Source organism: Megasphaera sp. AM44-1BH (assembly GCF_003467125.1).
GTDB lineage: Bacteria > Bacillota > Negativicutes > Veillonellales > Megasphaeraceae > Megasphaera.
This window is the reverse complement of sequence record NZ_QSFA01000009.1, coordinates 24,346-43,573: the sequence shown is the minus strand read 5'-3', so window position 1 is coordinate 43,573 and position 19,228 is coordinate 24,346. Positions and strand designations below refer to the sequence as shown.

16 protein-coding genes are annotated in these 19,228 nt (G+C 51.5%); 14 read left to right on the top strand and 2 right to left on the bottom strand.

All coding sequences use genetic code 11. The annotated features are described in order from the left end of the window. Positions 1–138 precede the first annotated feature (138 nt). Together DW949_RS07425 and DW949_RS07420 are read left to right on the top strand one after the other, a co-directional pair. Positions 139–1,167, top strand: a complete 1,029-nt coding sequence (locus DW949_RS07425; protein ID WP_118022606.1) for an alpha-hydroxy-acid oxidizing protein — start codon at positions 139–141, stop codon at positions 1,165–1,167. A gap of 117 nt (positions 1,168–1,284) precedes the next feature. Continuing rightward, on the top strand, positions 1,285–2,286 hold the full coding sequence (locus DW949_RS07420) for a VirK/YbjX family protein (RefSeq protein ID WP_118022605.1): 1,002 nt from the start codon (positions 1,285–1,287) through the stop codon (positions 2,284–2,286). 163 nt (positions 2,287–2,449) lie between these two features. Here the strand turns inward: DW949_RS07420 and DW949_RS07415 are convergent, their stop codons facing one another. Further along, on the bottom strand, positions 2,450–4,084 hold the full coding sequence (locus tag DW949_RS07415; RefSeq protein WP_118022604.1) for an ABC transporter ATP-binding protein: 1,635 nt from the start codon (positions 4,082–4,084) through the stop codon (positions 2,450–2,452). Further along, complete coding sequence (locus tag DW949_RS07410) at positions 4,077–5,825, bottom strand: ABC transporter ATP-binding protein (RefSeq protein WP_233539532.1); 1,749 nt, start codon at positions 5,823–5,825, stop codon at positions 4,077–4,079. Before DW949_RS07410 ends, DW949_RS07415 begins: the two co-directional genes overlap by 8 nt. 235 nt (positions 5,826–6,060) lie before the next feature. Here DW949_RS07410 and DW949_RS07405 point away from each other — a divergent pair, with 235 nt between their 5' ends. The 12 genes from DW949_RS07405 (at position 6,061) to DW949_RS07350 (ending at position 19,216) form a co-directional block, all read left to right on the top strand. Further along, positions 6,061–6,513: a CtsR family transcriptional regulator gene (locus DW949_RS07405; RefSeq protein WP_118022602.1), complete on the top strand. Its 453-nt coding sequence runs from the start codon at positions 6,061–6,063 to the stop codon at positions 6,511–6,513. A 22-nt stretch (positions 6,514–6,535) separates the two neighbouring features. After that, a complete protein-coding gene (locus DW949_RS07400) occupies positions 6,536–7,057 on the top strand; it encodes a UvrB/UvrC motif-containing protein (RefSeq protein WP_118022601.1) in 522 nt (173 codons plus the stop codon). 3 nt (positions 7,058–7,060) lie between these two features. After that, positions 7,061–8,122 (top strand): protein arginine kinase, encoded by a 1,062-nt coding sequence (locus tag DW949_RS07395; protein WP_118022600.1) that lies wholly within the window; start codon positions 7,061–7,063, stop codon positions 8,120–8,122. 67 nt (positions 8,123–8,189) lie between these two features. Then, entirely contained in the window at positions 8,190–10,616 is a 2,427-nt protein-coding gene (locus DW949_RS07390; protein ID WP_118022599.1) for an ATP-dependent Clp protease ATP-binding subunit, read from the top strand. Between the two features lie 55 nt (positions 10,617–10,671). Then, positions 10,672–12,051 (top strand): DNA repair protein RadA, encoded by a 1,380-nt coding sequence (gene radA / locus DW949_RS07385; protein WP_118022598.1) that lies wholly within the window; start codon positions 10,672–10,674, stop codon positions 12,049–12,051. Positions 12,052–12,147: 96 nt separating this feature from the next. Then, a complete protein-coding gene (locus DW949_RS07380; RefSeq protein WP_118022597.1) occupies positions 12,148–12,456 on the top strand; it encodes a hypothetical protein in 309 nt (102 codons plus the stop codon). A 187-nt stretch (positions 12,457–12,643) separates the two neighbouring features. After that, complete coding sequence (locus DW949_RS07375) at positions 12,644–13,825, top strand: PIN/TRAM domain-containing protein (RefSeq protein WP_118022596.1); 1,182 nt, start codon at positions 12,644–12,646, stop codon at positions 13,823–13,825. Further along, positions 13,826–15,013 carry a 2-C-methyl-D-erythritol 4-phosphate cytidylyltransferase gene (ispD, locus tag DW949_RS07370; protein ID WP_233539531.1) on the top strand — a complete coding sequence of 396 codons (1,188 nt, stop codon included), beginning with the start codon at positions 13,826–13,828 and terminating at the stop codon, positions 15,011–15,013. It abuts the gene before it with no gap. Between the two features lie 28 nt (positions 15,014–15,041). Then, positions 15,042–16,505: a glutamate--tRNA ligase gene (gene gltX, locus DW949_RS07365; protein WP_118022594.1), complete on the top strand. Its 1,464-nt coding sequence runs from the start codon at positions 15,042–15,044 to the stop codon at positions 16,503–16,505. A 21-nt stretch (positions 16,506–16,526) separates the two neighbouring features. Beyond that, complete coding sequence (locus DW949_RS07360) at positions 16,527–16,967, top strand: hypothetical protein (RefSeq protein WP_118022593.1); 441 nt, start codon at positions 16,527–16,529, stop codon at positions 16,965–16,967. Between the two features lie 330 nt (positions 16,968–17,297). Then, complete coding sequence (cysS, locus tag DW949_RS07355; protein ID WP_118022592.1) at positions 17,298–18,743, top strand: cysteine--tRNA ligase; 1,446 nt, start codon at positions 17,298–17,300, stop codon at positions 18,741–18,743. After that, entirely contained in the window at positions 18,740–19,216 is a 477-nt protein-coding gene (locus DW949_RS07350; protein WP_118022591.1) for a Mini-ribonuclease 3, read from the top strand. The genes cysS and DW949_RS07350 overlap by 4 nt, the downstream gene beginning before the upstream one ends. Positions 19,217–19,228 lie beyond the last annotated feature (12 nt).

The following is a 19,228-nucleotide window of genomic DNA, read 5'->3' as shown; positions in this document are numbered from 1 at the left end:
GGCAGATTCGACGGGATTGTCTTCGGGCAGTCCCGTTTTTGTTTTGTGTACGTATTTTTTTTATGGCGGAATATGCTGCATTGCAGTACAATATAAGTAACGTATCATACATGTATACAACTTAAGGAGGTAAGTGAGATGGATCTGAAAGAAGTACGCGAAACGGCACGCCAGAAAATGAAAGGCTGTCATGTCTGTCCTGAATGTAATGGGAAAGCCTGTATTGGCATGATTCCCGGCTTTGGGGGGCTGCGCACGGCACGTTCGTTTATGCGCAATATGGAAGCCCTGCAGGAATATGGACTGGTCATGCGCAGCATGTCCGGACAGGACGAACCGGATACGAGCTGTCAGATACTGGGACGCACACTGAGTATGCCTGTACTCATTGCGCCCGTTGGCGGGATTGTATTGAATGCCAAAGTAGACGGGGACCCGGCAGAGGTAGAACAGGAATATGATGAAGCCGTGACCCAGGGGGCTATGGACGCAGGTACGCTGTGCTTTACTGGCGACAGCGGCGCCCCTTATATGTATGCTTCAGGTATTGCCTCCTGCAAGAAACGCCCTGGCATAGTCATTCCGACTATCAAACCCCGCAGCAATGATAAAATCATAGAAAAGGCACATGAAGCTGAAGCTGCCGGTGCCTTTGCTGTTGCCAGCGATATTGATGCGGCAACATTGATCAATATGCGTATATTTGGCCAGCCTGTAGGTCCCAAGAGCGCCAGTGATATTGCAGAAATCGTCCGGTCTATCAAGCTGCCATTTATCGTAAAAGGCATCATGTCGCCAGAAGAAGCCGTTGCCTGTGCCGATGCCGGAGCAAAAGGTATCGTCGTCAGCAACCATGGCGGCCGCGTCCTCGATGGCATGGCTGGTACGGCCGACGTACTGCCAGATATTGCCGATGCTGTCAAAGGACGGCTGACGATTTTCGTTGATGGCGGCGTCCGCCACGGCGAAGATGTACTGAAGATGCTGGCTCTCGGTGCCGATGCCGTCCTTTTGGGACGCCCGGCTGCTGTAGCTGCTATCGGTGGCGGGGCAGAAGGTGTCAAACTGCTTCTGGATACGCTGAATCGGGAACTCATGGATGCCATGATGATTACCGGAACACGTGATTTGTCCCACGTACCGGCGAACGTCGTGAGAAAGTTATAGAGATTAGCCACCAGCTACTAGCCACTAGCCACTAATCCCACATTGACAGCCTGCTTGTCCTGCCCGTATAATAGTACTATTGCAATGATTGCAATTGTACTTGATAGGAGGTATTTCATGCACAGCATTTCCTATTTCTGGCACTTATCGCGCCTTATATACGGGCCACGGAATTTCCAGGAAAACAAGCGGGCTGTCGTTTTTTTTGCCCGTGCCGTGTCGAACCGGGCCTTGTTTGAAGAGCTTTACGATTTCTTTGATCACTATGAACCGATGAAGGGGTTCTTTGATCAGCACGACCCGGACTTCCAGGAAGTTATGACCCGTGTGTTTTTGTTTAAGAATTCGACTATGCGTCAGCGTCTCGATGCGTTGAAACACCATTTTACTATTTTACGGACCTTTTTTTCCGACGATGTCATCCACGAACTCTACTGGGGAAACGGCTATACCCTGTGGACCTCGCCTGATGAATCGCTCCCCCTGGAAGCGCGGCTCATCTTTGATACGGGACAGCGCAAGGAAGGCTTCCTGTCGCTCTATCTCTATCATGAGGGACAGATGATCTATCACTTCAATTTCCGTTTTGACTATAATGCTGATGGCACACCGTCTATGTATATCGGCACCATCCAGGGATCGAAGCACGGTCTGGAAACGACGAAAGTACTGACTAAGAAGCTTTTTGGCTACCGGCCGAAAAATTTCATCCTCTATCTCATGCGTATCTTTGTCCAGACACTGGGCATACACGATATGTACGTCATCACCGATGAAGGCTTCTATACCAACAGTCATATGCTGCGAGGCAACCGCTCGAAGAAGACCAATTTCAATGATTTCTGGACAGGTGAAGGTGCTGTGCCTGATAGTAAGGAACAGTGGTATTTCCGCCTGCCTATCGAAGAAAAACGGCGCAAATACGGTGAAATCAAGTCCCAGAAGCGCAATCTTTTCCGCAAGCGCTATCTTCTCATGGACACCATCGTTCCACCGTATATTGCCGCCATCAGGGCCTTGTTCCGCCAGGACTTCAATCCCGTCCCGTCGGCTGTCGATGAAGCCGCTATTACAGATAAACCGGCTGATTACGATCCCATCGAAGCACCAGTGAAATAGTTTGCAGTATAAAGTTTCTAGTTTGTAGAAAAAAAGAACCCCTCAGATGCCTGCGGCGCCAGCTCCCCTGTGAAGGGGAGGGGGACCGCATCGCGGTGGAGGGGTTCTTTTTTGTTGCCGCCAGCCGCCAGCAGTCAGCAGCTGGTGACCTGCGGACTGCGAACTACGATTCACGTCCGTTCATGACAATCATCCGTTCGCCACTGGCTTCATAGAGCCGATGGGATATGGAGAGGACCGTCCGGTCTCTGGCGGCGGCCTGCAGGGCATGGAGAACCTGGCTTTCCGTCAGGGAATCGAGGTTGGCTGTGATTTCATCGAATAAGAGAATTTGTGGATTCAGAACGACGGCACGGGCGATGGACAAAAGCTGGCTCTGGCCGCGGGAAAAGAGTTCCGGCCTGAAAGGGGTTGCCAGCCCCTGTGGCAGGGCGCAGCACGTATCCCATAGTCCGACGAGGCGGAGAGCTTTTTCTATGGCTTCCGGTGTCACACGCTGATCTTTGAGGCTGATCTGATCAGCAATGGTACCGCTGATGGCGTGGAACTGCTGTTCGACATAGCCGAAAATCTGACGCCGTAAGGGCGGGGGCAGCTGACACGGGTCGCAGCCGAAAATACGGATCTGGCCTTCCCGTGGCCGGTAGAGGCCGAGAATGAGCTTGAAGAGCGTGCTTTTGCCGGCCCCTGTACGGCCTGTGATGGTAACCATTTCCCCGGCATTTACGGTAAGCGAGATGTGGCGGAAAATATTTTTTTCCCGGCCATAGCCAAAGGCGGCATCGTCGATGACCAAAGGCACTGATGCCGGGACGGGTTCCATCGTGCCGTTCCTTTCCTGGACGGGTTCGGCGAAGAAGTCTTTCAGGCGGCCGATGCCGGCGACAGCAGACTGGATATTCTGGATTTCCATGCCGATGCTTTCCAGAGGCGAGAAGATGCGGCGTACATAGGCGATGAGGGCGACGACGCTGCCGACAGTCATGCCAAAGAGTTCCTGCAGGGACGGGCTGCTGACGGACAGGGTCATCATCAGGCAGATGATGACGGTGCAGCTGGTGATAATGATCGGTGAATAGATGGAATCGCAGAAATTGCTCCGTTCCATGGCGTTGAAACTGGCGCGGATGGTCCGGCCATAGCGCTGACGCAGGTAATGTTCCTGCTGGCATGTGTGAATGGTCCGGATATTATGGACCGTTTCCGGAATGAGTTCATTCGTCCGGCTGACGGCAATGCGGTTATCCCGCTGGGCCTGAAGCATACGTTTTTGGAAATAGCGGGTCAGGAGAAACAGTAAAGGCAGGCAGATGCAGAGCAGTATGCCCAGCCCCGGACTCAGATGGAAGACGACGGCGAGGATACTGAAAATCGTGAAGGCATCGGCAATCATGCTGACGACGCCGGAATCGAAGAGGTTTTCCAGGGTATCGACGTCGTTGACGAAAAGCGATGTGACGGCACCGGCTTCATGGCCGACAAAGTAGGCGGCCGGCAGGTCATCGAGACGATGGCACATGGCTGAGCGAAGGCCATGGGTGATTTTTTGGCCGAAGACGGTAATCAGCGTTTCCTTGAGGGCATCGACGAGGCCGCTGCCGGCATTGAGGGCAAAGTAGACAATGCCGGCTATGAGCAGTGGATAGGTACTGAAAGAGCCGCTGACCAGACTGTCAACGATGTATTGCAGGATGAGGGGCGGCGTGACGCTTATGGCGATGGACGCGATGATAGCCAGTATGAGGATGAACAGGAGCAGGCTGTTCTTCCGTAAAATCTGCCAAACGATGTTACGCATGGGAAGCACCTCCCCGGGCATGCTGCAGATCATAGAGATCCCGATAGGCCTGACACGATGCATATAAGACTTCATGGGTGGCGATGATACTGGTCCCGTCGCCATTCAGCCAGATGATCTGATCCAGTTCCGGGAAGAGTGTCAGGCGGTGCGAGATGAGGAAGATGATATGGTCGCTGTAGCTTTGGCGCAGGCTCCCGAATATGTTCCGTTCTGTCGCCATATCGACGGCGGCGAAAGGGTCGTCGAGAATCAGGAGTGGCCGTGGATGGAACAGGGTCCGGGCTAGGGCGATGCGGGCCTGCTGGCCACCGGACAACCGCTGGCCCCCTTCGCCGATGAGTGTCCGGATCCCGGCCGGGAAGGTGGCGCAGTCCTGATCCATGCAGACCGTTTTCAGGACGGAAGCGATGTCACCGGGCAGGCCGAGGCGGACATTTTCTTCAATAGTGGCTGCAAAGAGTTCTGCGTCGTGGCCGCAATAGCCGACGATGCCATCAGGGGCCGTATGGCCGTTGCCCAGTTCTTTCTTGCCGTAGAAAATCTGACCGCCGTGCGGGTTTTCGCAGAGAAAAACCTGTCCCAGCGTCGATTTGCCACAGGCTACGGGACCGGTTATACCGATGATGTCACCAGGCCGTGCCGAAAAGGAAAGGTCCTGGAAAACAGGCACGTCGCTGCCGGGATAGGTAAAGGAAAGATGGAGGACAGTCAGATTATCCGGTGCTGCCGGCGGTACGGGCCGGGGCAGCTCTGTTGCAGACTGGAGGTGAGGCTGTATGCGCTTCCATGAAACCTGGGCTTTCTGGATGGCGTTGAACAGCTTGGCCGCATGAGATGATTTCGTCGCCAGCTTGATAAAACATGCCAGGTACGTCGAGAAGGCGGCAATATCCCAGGATTCCCAGCCCGTACCCAGAACATTGTGACCGCCGAACCAGATGACCAGCATGGTGCCGATCATGGCGATGACTTTGTAAATCGGCTGGAGCGTATTTTCCCAGAGATTGGCCAGAATCATCTTTCGTTCATAGTCGGCCAGATAGGCTTCATACCGCTGGTCCTGGACCGATTCTTCACCGTAGACACGGTACGTCAGGGCGTTGCTGATGCGGTCCAGTGTCATGCCTGACAAGGCGCCGCTGCTTTCCTTGCTCCGGGCCGCTGTCGTGGCAACCATGCGCCGCAGACTATTGGCCAGAATGTAGGCGATGGGCGGAAAAACGAGGACGCACAGTGTCAGACGCCAGTCGTACCAGATGAGCATAACCACGTAGGCCGCCATGACGACGCCCGTATCGAAGATTTCCGTCGTAAACTTGCGCATCCCTTCGACGCAGGTATCGATGTCGGAAATGACCTTGGTCATCAGAGCACCTGTATCGGCCTGTTCCATGTCCCTCTTTGGCGTCTGGACCAGATGCTGATAGAGCGTATCCTTCATGGACAGGCTGATATTATTGGCAAATTTCCGGACGTACAGCCGCTTGACATAGCGCGAACCCTGAACGCCGAGGATAACCAGAGCATAGAGCAGGCAGAGCACATACATATCCGCTGCCGATCTGGTGCCGCTGAAGATGTCATAGAGATACTGGGCCAGCTGCCCGTCGAACCAGGGACCGGCAATCATGCCAATATTGTACATGATGCCGCTGATTGTGACGATGAGCAGCAATTTTTTTTCATGATAAAAATAATAACGGACTGAACCCGGTCCGGATTGTTTCAAAGCAAACACCTCACCTTTTATGGTTCATTTATCATACACTATTATAAACGTTCTTACAACGGGGAGTGCAGTCCGCAGGCCACAGGTCGCAGTTCATTTGTCGAAGGAGCATGTTAATGTCAGTTGTCATTAATTCGCCCCTTGAAAAAAGTCAAAAAGACTAATATAATAAGAATGTGATAAAGTCAAAAGGTGAAAACACCTATTTAAATACTATTGATATTTTTGTTAAGCAGGTGATACGATGAGTGTGTTAGCTGATAAAATCGAACAATTTATATTACACAAACTCCTCGAAGAGGATGAAGAAAATATCGTTCTCCGCCGCAATGAGCTGGCCGATGAACTGGACTGCGCACCTTCTCAGATCAGTTATGTCCTGAGTACCCGGTTTTCCAACGATAAGGGCTATCTGGTAGAATCACGGAGAGGATCCGGCGGTTTTGTGCGCATTATCCGACTGACTCCGAAAAAACAGGACCGGACACCGGCACCGCTGAAAGAAACGCTGCCGGCTGTCAATATTACGATGGAAGATCTCGATGTGCTGTTGTACCGGCTGATTAAGAGCAAGTCGCTGACGAACAGGGAAGCCATTCTTCTCCACCATACGTTTGAGGCATTGTTTGATGAAGTCGATGAACCACAGCGACTGGCTGTCATAGGGCGGATACTCAGAACTCTGAATCTGCACTAGCATAAGAAAGGAGGCGCACGCCATGCTTTGCGACCAATGCAAAAAAAGAGAAGCCGTCGTTCATATTACGAAGATTGAGAACGGCCGCCGCACGGAGCTGCACCTGTGTGCAGAATGTGCGCGTAAACAGGGAAGTTTGCCTGATTATTCTAATTTTAATATTATTGATAATGATTTCTTCCGCAAAATGGCCTATCCCGACTATTCCGGCCAGGCGGAAGAAGAACCGCGCTGCAGCAGCTGCGGAATGACATATAGTAAATTCAACCGCCTCGGTAAGTTTGGATGTCCCGATTGTTATGAAGCATTCCGGGAAGAAATTACACCGCTGGTCCGGCGGATTCATGGCCATACCAAGCATGTGGGCAAGGTGCCGAACAGGGGAACCGGCGTTTTCCGTACGGCCAATCAGATCAAGCGCCTGCGCCAGCATCTGAAAAAACTTGTCCAGGATGAACGGTATGAAGAAGCCGCCCGTGTACGCGATGAAATCCGTATGCTGGAACGTCAGCTGCCACCACAGACGAATGGAAAGGAGGAATAACGGATGCTGCAGGATATATTAAAAACACCGCTGATTCCCTGGCAGGACGGGTCGGGTGATCTGACCGACGTCGTGCTGGACAGCCGTATCCGCCTTTCCCGTAATCTGAAAAAATATGTATTTCCTGATAAAGCAACCGATGCGGAACTGGCAGCCGTCCTGGCTGAAGGAGAACGGTATATGCCGAGTCTGAACACCCTGGGAAGGGGAAACTATGAAAGTATCCATCTTTCGGATCTGACATCGTGGGAACGGGAAGTGCTGGCAGAACGCCATCTGGTTTCGGCAGGCCAGATTCAGAAACCGCAGAACCGGGGACTGCTGCTCCGCCAGGATGGTGCTGTCGCTATCATGATCAATGAAGACGATCATTTCTGTATTCAGACCGGTGCGGCAGGACTTCAGCTCGATAAGGCATGGGAGGACGCGACACAGGTGGACGACGCGCTGGAAGCAAAACTGAATTTTGCTTTCCGCGATGATTTCGGATATCTGACTGCCAGTCCGTCTCTTACGGGGACTGGACTGATTGCCGGCGTCATTCTCCATCTGCCGGGACTGGTGCTCATGAAACGACTGAACCGCATTGTCCAGGGGATTACCAAACTGGGATTTACCATGTGCGGCATGTATACGGAACGGAATGAATATATTGGCAATGTATTCCAGGTAACAAACCAGATTACACTGGGCGTATCGGAAGACGATATTCTGGGACAGCTGAAAAAGCTTGTCACCCAGATTGTCCAGGAAGAACGGAATTGCCGGAACCTGCTCTGGACACATAACCAGAATGCCATGAAAGACCGGTTCTTCCGGAATTATGGCGTATTATCCCATGCCTGGATGCTTGATTTTTATGAAACCGTTGATTTTTTGAGCGATTTCCGTCTGGGAATCGATTTTGGTGTCATACAGGAACGGCCTCAGGCCTATCATGCCCTGCTGACTGCAGCGGGTCCGGCATATCTGCAATGGCAGGCCGGCAGGGAACTGAATGACGAAGAACAGGATCTGCAGCGGGCCCGGGTGGTCCGGCAGCTTCTGCAGGATTATGCCATTTAAAATGTGTACGCTGGCCCCATGAAAGGGCAGGCACTGTCCGGACCAGAGTATAAGGATGTGAAAGAATATGTACAACAGATTTACTAATAATGCAAAACGGGTGCTGCAATATGCCCAGCAGACTGCGCAGCGCCTGGGTCATGACTATGTGGGGACAGAGCATATCCTGCTCGGTCTCGTTCTTAATAAAGACGGTGTAGCAGGACAGGTGCTGGCCCAGCTGGGACTTACACCGGAAAATGTACTGCGGGCCATCGAAAAACTGACGGCGTCCAGTGATATAGTCCAGGATGATCCGGGGCTTACTCCGCGTACGAAACGGACGATGGAACTGGCTGTCAGTGAAGCCAACCGGCTGGGGCAGAACTATGTAGGCACGGAACATATCCTTGCCGGGCTGATTCTGGAAGGAAGCGGCCGTGCCAGCCAGATCCTGGAATCCATGGATGTCGATCCCGAACAGATTTTGCATCGTCTGGCAGATGTAACGGGGACAGATGCAGAAGATATGCCGGAAGAAAACAGTGCCTCCGGTAGTATAGATCTTAATGCCTATGGCCGGGATCTGAATGAACTGGCACGGAAAGGAAAAATCGATCCGGTCATCGGCAGGGAAAAGGAAATCGACCGGGTCATCCAGATCCTCAGCCGCAGGACGAAAAATAACCCTGTTTTAATCGGTGCCCCCGGCGTAGGAAAGACGGCTATTGCCGAAGGCCTGGCCCAGCGAATCGTAAGCGGTGTCGTACCGGATATTCTGGCAGATAAACGGATATTTTCCCTGGATCTTACCAGTCTCGTCGCTGGCACAAAATACCGTGGCGAATTTGAAGAACGCATCAAAAAAGTGATAGAAGCTATACAGAATGATTCCCATATGATTCTCTTCATTGACGAACTGCATCAGCTCATCGGCGCCGGCGCAGTGGAAGGTTCCATGGATGCCGCCAACATTCTGAAACCGGCTCTGGCCCGGGGAGAATTGCAATGCATCGGTGCGACGACACTGGATGAATATAAAAAACATATAGAAAAAGATACGGCTCTGGCCCGCCGGTTCCAGCCCGTACTGGTCGGTGAACCGACAGAAGAGGATGCTATTCAGATATTGTTCGGCCTGCGCGACCGCTATGAAGCATTCCATAAAGCACGTATTACCGATGAGGCCGTACGCAGCGCCGTTACGCTTTCGGCGCGATATATCAGTGACCGCTATCTGCCGGACAAGGCTATTGATGTCATGGATGAAGCGGCATCAAGGGTGCGGATGAAAGTATATTCTCCGTCTGATGAAGTCAAGAATCTGGAACAGAAACTGGCCGATATCCGCAAGGAAAAAGAAGCGGCTCTCGCCAGTGAAGATTTTGAACGCTGTGCCGCATTGCGTGATGAAGGAAAAGAGTTGTCACGGCAGCTGGAAACGATGCAGAAAGAACGGAAGCAGCATGACGATGCCCGTCTGGTCGTGACTGGCGATGATATCGCCGACGTCGTGTCCCAGTGGACGGGAATCCCTGTGCGGCAGTTGACAGAAACGGAATCGCACCGCCTGCTCCACCTGGAAGAAGAACTGCACAAGCGGGTCATCAGTCAGGATGAAGCCGTGACGGCTGTGTCTAAAGCCATACGCCGGGCACGGGCAGGACTCAAGGACATAAACCGCCCGATTGGCTCGTTCCTGTTTCTCGGCCCCAGCGGGGTTGGCAAAACCGAGCTGGCCCGGACATTGGCACAGCAGCTTTTTGGCAGTGAAGAATCGATGATACGCATCGATATGAGTGAATATATGGAAAAGTACAGCGTATCCCGCCTGGTCGGTGCTCCTCCGGGATATGTGGGGTATGAAGAAGGAGGACAGCTTACTGACGCAGTACGGGAAAAACCGTATAGTGTCGTGCTGTTCGATGAAGTAGAAAAGGCATCGCCTGATTTCTTCAATCTTCTCCTGCAGGTCCTGGATGATGGACGGCTGACCGATTCCCAGGGACGTACGGTAGATTTCCGCAATACGGTCATCATCATGACCAGCAATCTCGGCGCATCCCATTTGAAACCCGATGCTCCTGTTATGGGATTTTCGACGGGCAGTCAGGAGGAAAGCAGAGAACAGGCATTTAAAACGGCAAAAAAAGAAATCATGGATGATGTGCGGCGGTTCTTCCGTCCGGAATTTCTGAACCGGATTGACGAAATCCTCGTATTTAAACCGCTGCAGCGTGACGATCTGCGCCGCATCGTTTCTCTTATGCTGAAAGACCTGACGAAGCGGCTCGATGAAAAGGGCATTGCTATGGACTGGACGGAAAATGCCGATGATGTACTGGTCCGGGAAGGTACCGATTTTGCTTATGGTGCCCGTCCGCTGAAGCGTGCCATCCAGAAGCTGGTGGAAGATCCTATTTCCGAAATGATGCTTGGCGGCAGCCTGAAAAAGGGCAATCATCTCCATGTAGACAGCCCGGACAAAAAAGAATTATTATTTACGACAGAGTAAAGAAAGAAGTTACGGATTACAGAAAAATGACTTCTTTCAGAAGAGGAGCAGATTCATGGCTAAAGTAAAAACGCGCTATGTATGTGCCAACTGTGGCAGTGTTTCCAGCCGCTGGCTCGGACGCTGCCCCCAGTGCGGGGAATGGAATACGATGACCGAGGAAACACTGCAGCCGGAGGCTCCCCGTAAAGCAGGCAGCATGCAGCGGACGGGTACTGAAACCCGTCCGGCTGCACTGACGGATATTGCCATGGAAGATATGTCCCGTCTGGAAACGGGGATTGGCGAACTGGACCGCGTACTGGGAGGGGGATTGGTTCCCGGTGCCCTGATTCTGCTCAGTGGAGATCCCGGTATTGGCAAATCGACGCTGGTGCTGCAGATGGCGGCAGCCGTCTGTAAAAAACAGGGTACGGTCCTGTACGGATCCGGTGAAGAATCCCAGGGGCAGATTAAGCTGCGTGCCCAGAGGCTGGGTATTGTGACTCCTGATCTGTTCATACAGGCAGATACGTCACTGGATGCGGTACTGCATGAGGCAGAACAGCGGAAACCGCGTCTGCTTATTGTCGATTCCATCCAGACGATGTACTGCCAGGACGCAGAAGGCACACCGGGGAGCATGGGACAGATACGGGAAGGCACAGCACGGCTCATGACCTTTGCCAAGACAAGCAATATTCCCGTCGTGGTCATCGGCCATGTGACCAAGGAAGGAGCCATTGCCGGCCCGCACATGATGGAACACATGGTAGATGTCGTATTGTATTTTGAAGGGGACCGGCAGTATCAGTTCCGCATCCTGCGGGGAATCAAGAACCGCTTTGGTTCGACGAATGAATCGGGTATGTTTACCATGACGGAGGAAGGTCTTTCAGAACTGGCCAATCCGTCTCAGTTACTGCTGGCCGAACGGTCAGTCCATCAGGCCGGCTCTGCCATTGCTGCTGTCATGGACGGACAGCGGCCCATGCTGGGAGAAATACAGGCCCTGACAGCTCATTCTGTATTTGCTGTGCCACGGCGGACTGCATCGGGAATGGATTACAACCGCCTGATCATCCTGCTGGCCGTCCTGGAAAAACGGGTCGGCCTGAACCTGGGAACACAGGATGTCTACATCAATGTCGTAGGCGGACTGCGTATCACCGGGACGGCGGCGGATCTTCCCATTGTTCTGGCTGTCGTTTCCAGTTTTAAAGACCTTTCTATGGATGAACATACGGTAGTTATGGGCGAAGTGGGGCTGACCGGTGACATACGGCGTGTACCACAGGCCCGGCGCCGGCTGAAAGAAGCAGCGAAGATGGGATTTACCCGGTTCATCGTTCCCCGGGGGAATATGTCAGAACTGAAACAGGATGACTTTCCTGACTGCCGGATCATTCCCGTGTCTTCCATACGGGAAGCAATTACCGCAGCTTTTTCTTCCTGAATGATGACAATTTAAATAAAATTTTATTCTTTTCACAGACGGCTGTGGTATACTGATAATAACACAGTAACTTTTTGAAAAGGAGGTAGAACGGTTGTGCAGAAACGGGTAAAACGGCTGGGCGTGTTGTGCACGGCGCTGGCCCTTTTATGTGGCGGAAGTGCCTTTGCTTATTTTCATAATACGGCTCCTGTCGGACCGGCAGGACATCAGACGGTATATGACTGCAATGGTCCGGTTACGTATTATCAGGGACGACGGGTCATGTCCGATGGACATATGGAACCGGTTATCCAGCATCGGGGCTATATTGTCAATCAGAACGGTGAAGTAGAAATGACAGGGCCTTGTTATACGGATGGTCAGGGATATGGACATCATGGCAATGGTGGCTGCCATCGCTGAGCTGGAATAAACGAGCAGCTGTGCTGTATAAGGAAGCAGGGCTGCTCGTTGTTTCTTTTCCATGAGATATGCTTTTTTTATGGTGTCTTATAAAAAAATATGGTATGATAAGAAATTGTAAAAAGATTCTTTTTATGCAGATAATGGATAAAAAGTATTGATTAGTAAAAGAAGGGGGTGACATGTTATGGCTGATGAACATACGACAGAAAACAGTGAAAAAAGAAAACCGGAGCGTAAGAAACTCAATGGCCGGAAGATTGCTGATAACATCATGAAAGGTGCTGTCATGTTGATCATGGCTGTCATATTTGTCATGCTGGCAGATCAGTTTGTGACGACGCCTTTTTTCAGTGCTGAAATTGAAGGACGCTTTTCCCGTATCGGTATTTTTGGTACGACACTCATGACGATTATTACGTACATTCTGGGGGCACTTCTGGGAGCTCTTCTGGGATATATACTGTCGCCGCTGGTGCTGCGTCTGATATGGAAAGTGATTCAGCGCATGGAAACCGGCCTGAGTGATTTTTCGACACAGGATCTGCTGATTGGAACGCTGGGATTGCTTTTTGGACTCATCATTGCTAATTTAATAGGACTGGCGTTTTCCAAACTGCCGATTATTGGTGCCTACGGGCCTATCGTTTTCAGTATCATCTTCGGGTATGCCGGCATGAGCATTGCCGTACGAAAAAAGACGGAAATTGCCGGCTGGGTCAGTTTTTTCCGGCTGCCGAGGAGCAGGGAAAAAGAGCGGAAAAAGGAAGAGTTTTCCGGTAAACTTCTCGATACGAGTTCTATCATCGATGGACGCATTGCTGAGATATGCAGTACAGGCTTTCTCGAAGGACCTCTGCTGGTTCCTGTTTTCGTTCTGGAAGAACTGCAGCTCATTGCCGATTCATCCGATGTCCTCAAGCGGAATAAAGGCCGCCGCGGACTGGATATACTGAAGCAGATGCAGGAAGACAACTACGTGGAGGTACGTATCATCAATGATGATTTTGATGACGTCCAGGGCGTCGATTCCAAGCTGGTCCGCTTAGGCCGTAAAATCAATGCCAAAGTTGTAACCAATGATTATAATCTGAATAAAGTCGCTGCCCTTCAGGGGGTAGTCGTTTTGAATATCAACGACCTGGCCAATGCCCTTAAACCGGCACGCATACCTGGCGAGCATATGGAAGTCCTGGTTGTCAAGGCCGGAAAAGAAAACAATCAGGGGGTAGGGTATCTCGATGATGGCACCATGATTGTCGTTGAAAATGGTCAGAAGTATATTGGTTCAACCGTTCCCGTCGTAGTCACGTCAGTACTGCAGACTTCGGCAGGACGTATGATATTCGTAAAAGTCGAACATGAGTAGGTGAAACGATTGAAAGTATCTGTCATCATAGTAGCGGCCGGTTCAGGCCGGCGTTTTGGCTATGAGCGCAATAAGCTGTTTTTTCCTTTGTGCGGGAAACCTGTACTGACCCATACGCTGCAGCATGTCTTTGCCGCGTCCTGTGTCAGTGAAGTCGTCATCGTCGTAGCGGAGCGGGATCGCAAAGATATAGAGGCGATGGTTGCCAGTCTGCATCCGGCAGTGCCTGTACGGTTTGCCCTCGGTGGTGCAGAACGGGAAGATTCTGTTTATAACGGCCTCATGGCAGCGGATGAGACAGCAGACATTATTATGGTCCATGATGGATCACGGCCCATGGCAGGCCCGGAATGGTTCGATAATGCCGTGCCGGTCATGGAAAAAGCGAATGTAGCGGTGTATGCGATTCCCGTCAAGGATACGGTAAAAGAACGAGAAGAGGCCGGTGCATGGGGCCTGCAGCGGGTCCGTACACTGGACCGCAGCCGGCTGATTGCGGTCCAGACACCTCAGATTTTCCGCCGCCATACGCTGCTGGAGGCTCACCGGTATGCCAAAGAACATCATCTGACTGGTACCGATGATGCTTCACTGGCCGAAGCTATGGGGGAAAAGATTGTCATCCTCCAGGGTGATGAACGGAACCATAAAGTGACCACGATGGATGATGTGCCGGTCCTGGAATTTTATATGACCGGACCGTCGGAACACCGTGTCGGCAGCGGCTATGATGTCCATCCGCTGGCGGCAGGACGGAAGCTGATTCTGGGAGGTGTAGAGATTCCTTATGAAAAAGGGTTGGATGGCCATTCCGATGCGGATGTACTCGTCCATGCCGTCATAGATGCGCTCCTGGGGGCAGCGGGGCTGAAGGATATCGGTACCTATTTCCCCGATACGGATGCATCGTTTACAAACATTTCCAGCCTTATTTTACTGCGCAAAGTCCGTCAGATACTGATAGAGAACAGCTGCCGCGTCATTAACGTCGATGTGACGCTCCTGGCACAACAGCCCAAAATCAAGCCATATGTCGCCCAGATGACAGCGAACCTGGCAGATGCGCTGCAGATCGATCCCGCCGCCGTTTCCGTCAAGGCGACGACGACAGAGCACCTGGGGTTTGTAGGCCGTCAGGAAGGGATGGCAGCACAGGCTGCCGCTATGGTCATTAAATATAGGAATTAATTGCAATAGATAGTAGGAGGAATTTTGTATGTCTAATACAGTACGCGTTCGTTTTGCACCGAGCCCGACAGGCCCGTTTCACATTGGTGGCGCCCGTTCGGCCCTTTTTAACTACCTGGAAGCCAAGCATACCGGGGGCACTTTTGTCGTCCGTATCGAAGATACGGATCAGAAACGTTCCACCCGCGAATCGGAAGAAAACATCAAAGAAGCACTGCGCTGGCTGGGGATTAACTGGGACGAAGGTATTGACGTAGGTGGCCCGGATGGACCATATCGTCAGATGGAACGCCTGGATATCTATAAGAAATATACGGATAAGCTGCTGGCTGAAGGCAAAGCGTATTATTGCTTCTGTACACCGGAAGAACTGGAAGCCGAAAAAGAAGCACAGATGGCAAAAGGAGAAACACCGGTTTATTCTGGCAAGTGTTCCCATTTATCGGAAGAACAGGTCCAGCAGTACCTGAAAGAAGGCCGTCCTTACGTCATCCGCGTCAAGACACCAAAAAATGAAACCCTCGAATTCGATGATCTCGTACGGGGCCATGTTGCATTTGATTCGAATAAAGTAGGCGATTTCGTCATTGTCAAATCAGATGGCATTCCTGTATATAACTATTGTGTCGTCATGGACGATGCCCTCATGCATATTACCCATGTCATCCGTGCCGAAGAACATTTGTCCAATACACCGCGCCAGCTCGTCCTTTACAAAGCCCTGGGCTTTTCCGTACCGACCTTTGCCCACGTATCCCTTATCCTGGGCAAAGATAAGAAGAAGATGAGCAAACGCCACGGTGCAACAAGTGTCCAGCAGTATCGTGATCTGGGGTATCTGCCACAGGCTATCGACAACTTCCTGGCTCTTCTGGGATGGACTCCGGACAGCGATCAGGAAATCTTCTCTATGGAAGAACTTTGCCAGCAGTTCAGCCTGGACCGGGTGGCAAAGAATCCGGCTGTCTTCGATATTGAAAAATTGAACTGGATTAATTTCCACTATATGAAACAACTGGATGAAGACCAGCTGCTGGCACTCTGCCTGCCTCATCTGCAGAAAGCAGGCTATGCATCGGACCATCCTTCCGACGATGAACTGGCCTGGCTGAAACAGATGTGTGCTGCTATGCGTGAACACGTCCAGTACGGCGCCCAGATCGTCGATGCAGCCAAAGTATTCTTTACGGAAGATTATCAGCCGGAAAATGAAGAAACGGCCGCTGTCCTCAAAGAAGAAACGGCTCCGGCAGTTCTCAAAATGTTCCGCGATGAACTGGCAGCACTTGACGATGTGACGGCAGAAACAGTACAGCCTCTGTTCAAAAAAATCCAGAAAGGCCTGAAAGTGAAAGGCAAATTCGTCTATATGCCTATCCGTGTCGCCGTTACGGGCGTCATGCACGGACCGGACCTGAACGTCATCGTCGCCCTCATGGGACGGGACAAGGTCATCAGCCGGCTCAATGCCAGCGGTCTCATTGCTGACTAAATGCCGGGATGGTGACCTCTGATGGATTCATCTGACAAGACGCCTTCTTCCCAGTGGGAAGTACTCAGCCGCAACCAGGCGGCCCGCATGATTGCAGGCCGTCTGGTGCTGGACGGGGAAATCGAACTTTCCGAGGGGAATGGGAGATATACGTATATCCACTGTACAAATCTGAACGGCATATATTCGTTCCGCGTGGCCGGGTCCAGCCTGCTCGATGACATTGAAGACAGAGAAATTTCTCCTATATTCGGGATTCCTCTGCCGCCTTACGAACGGCTGCTGGAAGAATACCCCTGCCGGGAGACGTATCAGGGACTGGAAGCAGGCCGTGCATCACGTTATTATCCCTATTTCTGCCAGCTGGCTTCCCGGATGGATGAAATGATGACCGACGATGAGGATGAGGAAGACGAAATACCTGTTGATACGTGGGACCGCCCGGATATGACCGATGAATAAAATGTTCTTGACAGAATAGAAAATATTGAGTATCATGTAATATACAATACAGTATATTTAATAATTAGTATCAATTTGTAAATGCGATGATCAAAATGATCTGCAAGGGAACGCTACAGAGAAGTCCGGTAGTTGCTGAGAGCCGGGCCAGCAGATGAAATTGCAGAGTTGCCTTTGGGAGCAGGCCGGGTGAACTGACAGTATCCTGGTCCGGAGACAGCCGTTACCTGTAGTCGAGATTATGGTATATGCCATAAAGCAGAGTGGAACCACGGGCCACCGTCTCTGTAAGGGGACGGCGGTCTTTTTATTTACCTGAGGAGGGTTACTATGAGAGAATTAAAAGTATACAATACGCTCACGCGCCGCAAAGAAACGTTCGTGCCTGTAACACCGGGACAGGTCAAGATGTATGTCTGCGGGATCACACCGTACAATCATTCCCATATGGGCAATGCCCGTCCGTTTGTTACCTGGGATGTCATTAAACGTTATCTGGAACATCTGGGCTACGAAGTCACACATATCCAGAATTTCACTGATGTCGATGATAAGATCATCAACGCCGCCAATGGCGAAGGCGTCACGTGGGATACGATTGCCAACCGGTACATCGCTTCCTATTTTGAAGTCATGGATGCCCTGCATATCCGCCGGGCTGATAAATATCCCCGCGTTTCGGAACACATGCCGGAAATCATCCATATGGTCCAGACGCTCATTGATAAGGGATACGCTTATGTCATCGACCACGACGTGTATTACAGTGTAGAAAAATTTGCCGGCTATGGCAAATTGAGCGGCCGCAGCCTCGACGACATGATGGCCGGTGCCCGTATTGAAGTCGATGACCGCAAACACAATCCCATGGATTTTGCTCTCTGGAAAGGCGCCAAACCAGGTGAACCTTCGTGGGACAGCCCCTGGGGACCTGGCCGCCCCGGCTGGCATATCGAATGCTCTGCCATGAGCAATAAGTATCTTGGCGATACCTTTGATTTCCATGGCGGCGGCAGTGACCTGATCTTCCCCCATCATGAAAACGAAATCGCCCAGTCTGAAGCGTATACGGGCAAGAAGCCGATGGTCAAATACTGGCTGCACAACGGGTTCATTACCATCAATTCTGAAAAGATGAGCAAGTCTCTGAATAATTTCTTCCTCGTCAAAGACGTGCTGGAACATTACAGCCCCGATGCACTGCGGTATTTCCTCATTTCCAACCATTATCGCAGTCCTCTTGATTTCAGCGATGAACGCCTGGAAGAAATGACGCGCAGTCTGGAACGGCTGGGTACATCGATTGACAATGTACTGGAACTGCTGGCTATGCCGGCTGGTGCCAAATCGGATACATCAGCCCAGCTTCTGGCAGATGCGAAAAAGATTGAAGAAGACTTTGAAGAAGCCATGTGCGATGATTTCAATACGGCTCTTGCCAGCGCAGCTATGTTTGAACTGGCCCGTAAAGTCAATATTTACAAAGACGCAGTCCTCAATAAAAATGTGCCTGTCGATTCGTCTGTCGTATCGGAAGTCAAACGGATTTTCAAGACTATGACTGATATCCTGGGTATTCTGGAAGACCGCTGGACTGGCAGCAAAGGTGAAGCCAGCAATAAGGACTATAACGACCTTATGGACCTCATCCTGGAAGTCCGTCAGGAATGCCGGGCCCAGAAACAGTATGCCCTTGCCGATGCTATCCGCGATAAGCTGGCGGCTCTGGGCATCACCGTAGAAGATTCTCCGCAAGGAGCTCGCTGGAAAAAGTGAAATTCAGACAACTGCAGGCATTAAAAAAGAAATCGTACGCCGCCTTTGCTTCGGGAGTCCGGCTGGACGTTCCCGAAGCAGGACCGGCGCAGCTCGACCCTATTTCCCTGGCCTTTGTCGGCGATGCCTATTATGCGTTATATATGAGGCGTCATCTCGTAGGGACGGGGATACCCAATGTACAGGTATTGCATACGCTGGCGGCAGAGTTCGTTTCAGCCAAAGTACAGGCTATTGTGTATCGTCAGCTGAAAGAACATCTGAACGAAGAGGAACAGGCTGTCTGCCTGCGGGCACGGAATGCCTATTCACAGACACCGAAAAGTGCTTCCGTTGCTGAATACCATGACAGTACAGCTCTGGAAGCGCTCGTCGGATACCTGGTCCTGTCTGACCAGCAGGAACGGCTGCAGGCCGTTATGGAACAGATCTATACACATACGCAGGAGTATTGCCGCATGGCACATCCCTGATGAGGAGATATC